Source organism: Streptomyces sp. GC420 (assembly GCF_009916105.1).
Classification (GTDB): domain Bacteria; phylum Actinomycetota; class Actinomycetes; order Streptomycetales; family Streptomycetaceae; genus Streptomyces.
Genome location: NZ_JAAAXQ010000497.1, coordinates 1 through 4,829, shown reverse-complemented (window position 1 = coordinate 4,829; position 4,829 = coordinate 1). Strand labels below are relative to the sequence as shown.

The window sequence follows — 4,829 nt, the reverse complement described above, 5'->3', positions numbered from 1 at the left end:
GTGTGGGCCTGGGGGCGGCGGGCGCAGCCTTGCGCGGCGCCGCGGGCTTGCCAGAAGCACGGCCGGAGCCGTTGCCCTGCTGGAAAGCGTCGGTCAGTTTGCGTACTACGGGCGCCTCGATCGTCGAAGACGCCGAACGGACGAATTCACCGAGTTCTTGGAGCTTGGCCATGACAGCCTTGCTCTCCACGCCGAACTCCTTGGCGAGTTCGTATACCCGGACCTTAGCCACTTCGCTCCTTTTAGGTCCGGGTTGCCGCCGGACCGTCGCTACTTCATGGGCGTACTCATCGCGTACTCATCGAGTGCTCATCGCAATCTCGACCTACTTCCGACTCGCGAGGTACCTGTCGTGCACGGCGGGGTTGCCGTGCCGTGCTTCCTACGGTGTTACCGGTTGCCTCTCGACGTATCGGCGAAGGTCCGCGGTTTCGAGTGCCCCCTGGGCCCTGAGGGCCCTCGGGAACGCCCGGCGGCGGATCGCCAGGTCGAGACAGACCGGGGCGGGGTGCACATACGCACCCCGGCCGGGCAGCGTACCGCGAGGATCGGGGGCGCAGGCGCCACCGACCGCCACGATGCGCAGCAGATCGTCCTTGGCCGCTCGCTCCCGACACCCCACGCAGGTGCGCTCGGGGCAGGCTCGGGTGGGCGTCCGGCCAGACACAATCAAGTCTACCTCTCCTCGCCGTCCTCACCCCTGCGGGGCAATATTCGAACAGCACTACGGATGATTCTGTCGTGATCTCAGCGCGCCGCCGTCCGGATCTATTCCCGGACGGCGCCGTTCCGCCCCTGCGGGCCGGTCGCGTGTGCCCGCGACCGGCGTCGCTCCCGGCCGGTGCCGGCCGGCGTCAGCCCTGGCCCTGCGGCACCTGCTCGGTGTCGGGCCTGATGTCGATGCGCCAGCCGGTCAGCCGCGCGGCGAGGCGGGCGTTCTGGCCCTCCTTGCCGATCGCCAGCGACAGCTGGTAGTCCGGAACGGTGACACGCGCCGAGCGGGACGCCTGGTCGACCACCTCGACCTTGCTCACCCGCGCGGGCGACAGGGCGTTGGCGACCATCTCCGCCGGATCGTCCGACCAGTCCACGATGTCGATCTTCTCACCGTGCAGTTCGGCCATCACATTGCGCACCCGGCCGCCCATCGGGCCGATGCAGGCACCCTTGGCGTTCAGACCCGGACGGGTGGACCGTACGGCGATCTTGGTGCGGTGACCGGCCTCGCGGGCGATGGCGGCGATCTCCACCGAGCCGTCCGCGATCTCCGGGACCTCGAGCGCGAACAGCTTCTTCACCAGGTTGGGGTGCGTGCGCGAGAGCGTCACGGACGGGCCGCGCACGCCCTTCGCCACCCGGACGACGTAGGACCGCAGACGCAGGCCGTGCGTGTACTCCTCGCCCGGCACCTGCTCCTGCACCGGCAGGATGGCCTCCAGCCGGCCGATGTCGACCAGCACGTTCTTGGGGTCCTTGCCCTGCTGCACCACACCGGTGACGACATCACCCTCCCGGCCGGCGTACTCGCCGAAGGTGACCTCCTCCTCGGCGTCCCGCAGCCGCTGCAGGATGACCTGCTTGGCCGTGGTCGCCGCGATCCGCCCGAAGCCGGACGGTGTGTCGTCGAACTCGCGGGGCTCCTGGCCCTCCTCCAGATCGGCGGGGTCCTCCTTCGCCCAGACCGTCACATGACCGTTGGCGCGGTCCAGTTCGACGCGAGCCTGGCGACGGCTCCCCTCGGTGCGGTGGTAGGCGATGAGGAGGGCCGACTCGATCGCTTCGACCAGCAGGTCGAAGGAGATCTCCTTCTCCCGTACCAAGCCCCGCAGGGCACTCATGTCGATGTCCATCGCTACGCCTCCTCTTCCTTCTTGTCCTTGCGGCTGAACTCGATCTCCACGCGTGCCTTGGCGATCTCGTCGAAGGCGAGGCGGCGGGACGTGGGCTTGCGGCCCTTCACTCCGGGCACTTCGAGGTCGAGGCCGTCGTCGTCGACACCGACGATCCGGGCGACCAGGTCGCCGCCCTCCCTCAGCTGCGCCCTGACGAGCCGTCCGGTCGCCCTGACGTAGTGGCGGTGGCGGGTCAGCGGGCGGTCGGCGCCGGGCGAGGAGACCTCCAGGGTGTACTCCCCCGGGCCCATGGCGTCGGTCTCGTCGAGCTTGTCGGAAATCTCGCGGCTGAGGTCGGCGCAGGCGTCGAGCAGTACGCCCTCGTCCGAGTCCACGATGATGCGGAGCACGCGCTTCCGTCCGACCGGGGTCACTTCGATCTCTTCGAGATCGAGCTCCTTGGAGAGGACGAGCGGTTCGAGCAGTCCGCGCAGCCTCTCGCTCTGGGTGGTGCTCATCCGGGTGACTCCTCGGCCGCGTGTGCTGTTGTGGGAAGGTCGCGTGTCAGGTCAAAGGGTATCCGGTCCCGGGGGGTGTTGCCGTCCCCGGGCCGGGAGGCGGCCGGGAAGCGGAACGGGAACGCGCCGGGGGCGGGCGAGGACCGGGCCGTGCCCGGAACGGGAGCGGAACGGGCTGGTGCGCGGGGGCGCGCGCGGGGTACTCCTTGCTCGTCGCACGAGCCGCGCCGATGTGCGAACACCGCCCGAAGGTACGGTGATCAGGCCCTCCGCCACACCCGTCCGTCGTACCTCCCACACCGCCACGAGGATGTCCGCCGTGCCCGACCTCCCCCCGCCGCGCGCACGCCGCGGCCTTCGCAGAAGAACCCTGCTGACCGCGGTCGCCGCCGGCACCGCGCTGTCGGCGGGCTGCTCGGGGGCCCCGCCCTCCGGGGTCGCCGCGAAGCCCGAGCGCCTCTCCGCCACCGACCGGCTGCGGGCCGCGGCCGCCCGCGGCAGCGAACGGCTGCTGGAGCGCTACGACGCCACGCTGACGGCGCACCCGGATCTCTCAGGGCGGCTGGGGCCGCTGCGTGCGGAGACGGCACGGCACGCGGCGGTCTTCGGCGGCGCCTCGCCCTCGCCCTCGCCCTCGCCCTCGCCCTCAGCCTCGCCCTCGTCCTCCGGCTCGCCGTCCGCCTCGGCCTCGGGCACCGCCCCGGGTCCCGGCGCACACGGTGCCCCGACAGCGGCCACAACGGCCCCGGCCGGGTCTGTGGTGCCGCCCGTGCCCGCGTCCGAGCGGGACGCGCTCTCGGAACTGGCCGCCGCCGAGCGGGCACTGGCCGACGAACGCGGCGAGGCCCTGCTGGGGGCGCCCGCGGAGCTGGCCCGGGTGCTGGCCTCGGTGGTGGCCGCCGGGGCCGCACACGCCTTCCTGCTGTCCGGGAGCGGTCGATGAGCGCGGCCCTGACCGCCGTCCAGGCGGCACTGCGTGCCGAGCACGCCGCCGTGTACGGCTACGGGGTGGTCGGCGGCCGCATCGACGCCGACCGCAGGGACCAGGCGCGCGAGGCGTACGACGCGCACCGGGCTCGGCGGGACGCGCTCCAGCGGACCGTGCGCGACCTGGGCGGGGAGCCGGAGGCATCGGCCGCCGCCTACGCCCTGCCGTTCCCCGTGCCGGACTCCGCCGCCGCCGTGCGGCTGGCCGCGGAGCTGGAGGACCGGGTGGCCGCCGTGTACGCCGACCTCGTACGGGCCTCGCGGGGCGAGCGGCGCCGGGACGCGGCGGGCGCGCTGCGCGAGGCGGCCGTGCGTGCGGTGCGCTGGCGCGGCGAGAGCGTAGCCTTCCCAGGGCTCCCGGAGCGCGCCTCCGCCTCCCCGAGCCCGTCGACCACCACGGCGGGCGACCTGTAGCGGCCGCCTGAGGAAACGCGAAAGGTGTGTTCCGAGCATGGCAGGCACCTCCCCGTTCGAACCTCCCCAGCGCCTGGTCAGGGCGCTGGCCGAGACGCATGGGGAGTCGGCGGAGGGCTGGCTCGCCGGGCTCGGCGCCACCGCGGGCGAGGCCGTCGCCCGGCGCGGCCTCACCGCCGAGCGTGTCCAGACGCCCGGCGGGCGCAGCGGCCTCGTCCTGCTCGTACGGACCGCGGACGGCACACCGGCCGCGCTGAAACTGGCCCCGCCCGCCGCCCGCCCCGACCTGGAGGCCGCGGCGCTGGCGCACTGGGACGGCTGGGGCGCCGTACGGCTGCTCGAGGATCCGGCGGGCAGCCGCGAGGACGGCGGTCTGCTGCTGGAACGGCTCCAGCCGGAGGTGTCGCTGCGGTCCCTGCCCGACGCGAAGGCCCTCCTGGAGGCGGCGGGCACGATCCGCAGGCTCTGGGTGGAACCGCCCGCGGGGCACCCCTTCGAGTCGGTCGCCGACCGCACGGCCCGCCAGGCGGAGAGCTTGCGGTCGGCGGCCGACGAACTGGCGCGGCCACTCGTCGAGTCGGCCGTCGCGGCCCGCGACGAACTGGTCGCCGACCCGCCCGAGCGGCTCCTGCTGCACGGTTCCTTCCGCCAGGGCAAGGTGCTGGCGGGCGAGCGCTCACCCTGGCTGGCGGTGGGTCCCGATCCCGTCGTGGGTGAGCGGGCCTACGACCTGGCCCGCCTCACCCGCGACCGCATCGAGGACCTGGTCGCCTCCAGCTCCGGTCCCGGGACGGCCCGCCGCCGCGTCTCGCGCCTCGCGGACTCCCTCGACCTGGACCGTGACCGCCTGCGCGGCTGGTCCCTCTTCCGCGCCGTCGAATCCGCCCTCCGCGCCCACCGTGCGGGCCACCGCCAGGACGCGGAGATCCTCCTGGAATTCGCCGGCTGGCTCTAGGGTCCGTCTTCAAAAGATCGTTCGATGGTGGATCATGTTTCCGTGATCCGTCGTCATGAACTGACCGATGCTGAGTGGGAGTTGCTGGCTCCGCTGATACCGAGTGCCAGTAGAGGCCGTCCT

The 4,829-nt window shown here is 72.9% G+C and carries 7 protein-coding genes; 3 read left to right on the top strand and 4 right to left on the bottom strand.

Annotation, left to right across the window (positions count from 1 at the left end; all coding sequences use genetic code 11):
* The 4 genes from GUY61_RS34825 to rimP form a co-directional block, all read right to left on the bottom strand.
* Positions 1–232 (bottom strand): translation initiation factor IF-2 N-terminal domain-containing protein (locus GUY61_RS34825; protein ID WP_166634324.1); only part of this gene is annotated, 232 nt, incomplete at its 3' end.
* A gap of 150 nt (positions 233–382) precedes the next feature.
* Complete coding sequence (locus GUY61_RS34820; RefSeq protein WP_166634325.1) at positions 383–667, bottom strand: YlxR family protein; 285 nt, start codon at positions 665–667, stop codon at positions 383–385.
* Positions 668–854: 187 nt separating this feature from the next.
* Complete coding sequence (nusA, locus tag GUY61_RS34815; protein ID WP_166634323.1) at positions 855–1,850, bottom strand: transcription termination factor NusA; 996 nt, start codon at positions 1,848–1,850, stop codon at positions 855–857.
* Positions 1,851–1,852: 2 nt separating this feature from the next.
* Positions 1,853–2,350 carry a ribosome maturation factor RimP gene (gene rimP, locus GUY61_RS34810; protein WP_166634322.1) on the bottom strand — a complete coding sequence of 166 codons (498 nt, stop codon included), beginning with the start codon at positions 2,348–2,350 and terminating at the stop codon, positions 1,853–1,855.
* A 310-nt stretch (positions 2,351–2,660) separates the two neighbouring features.
* Between rimP and GUY61_RS34805 the strand changes: the two genes are divergently transcribed.
* The 3 genes from GUY61_RS34805 to GUY61_RS34795 are packed head-to-tail and all read left to right on the top strand — an operon-like array spanning position 2,661 to position 4,706.
* A complete protein-coding gene (locus GUY61_RS34805) occupies positions 2,661–3,293 on the top strand; it encodes a hypothetical protein (protein ID WP_208106832.1) in 633 nt (210 codons plus the stop codon).
* Positions 3,290–3,751 (top strand): ferritin-like domain-containing protein, encoded by a 462-nt coding sequence (locus GUY61_RS34800; protein WP_166634320.1) that lies wholly within the window; start codon positions 3,290–3,292, stop codon positions 3,749–3,751. The genes GUY61_RS34805 and GUY61_RS34800 overlap by 4 nt, the downstream gene beginning before the upstream one ends.
* Before the next feature lie 37 nt (positions 3,752–3,788).
* Positions 3,789–4,706 carry an aminoglycoside phosphotransferase family protein gene (locus GUY61_RS34795; RefSeq protein WP_166634319.1) on the top strand — a complete coding sequence of 306 codons (918 nt, stop codon included), beginning with the start codon at positions 3,789–3,791 and terminating at the stop codon, positions 4,704–4,706.
* The last annotated feature ends 123 nt before the right edge of the window (positions 4,707–4,829 follow it).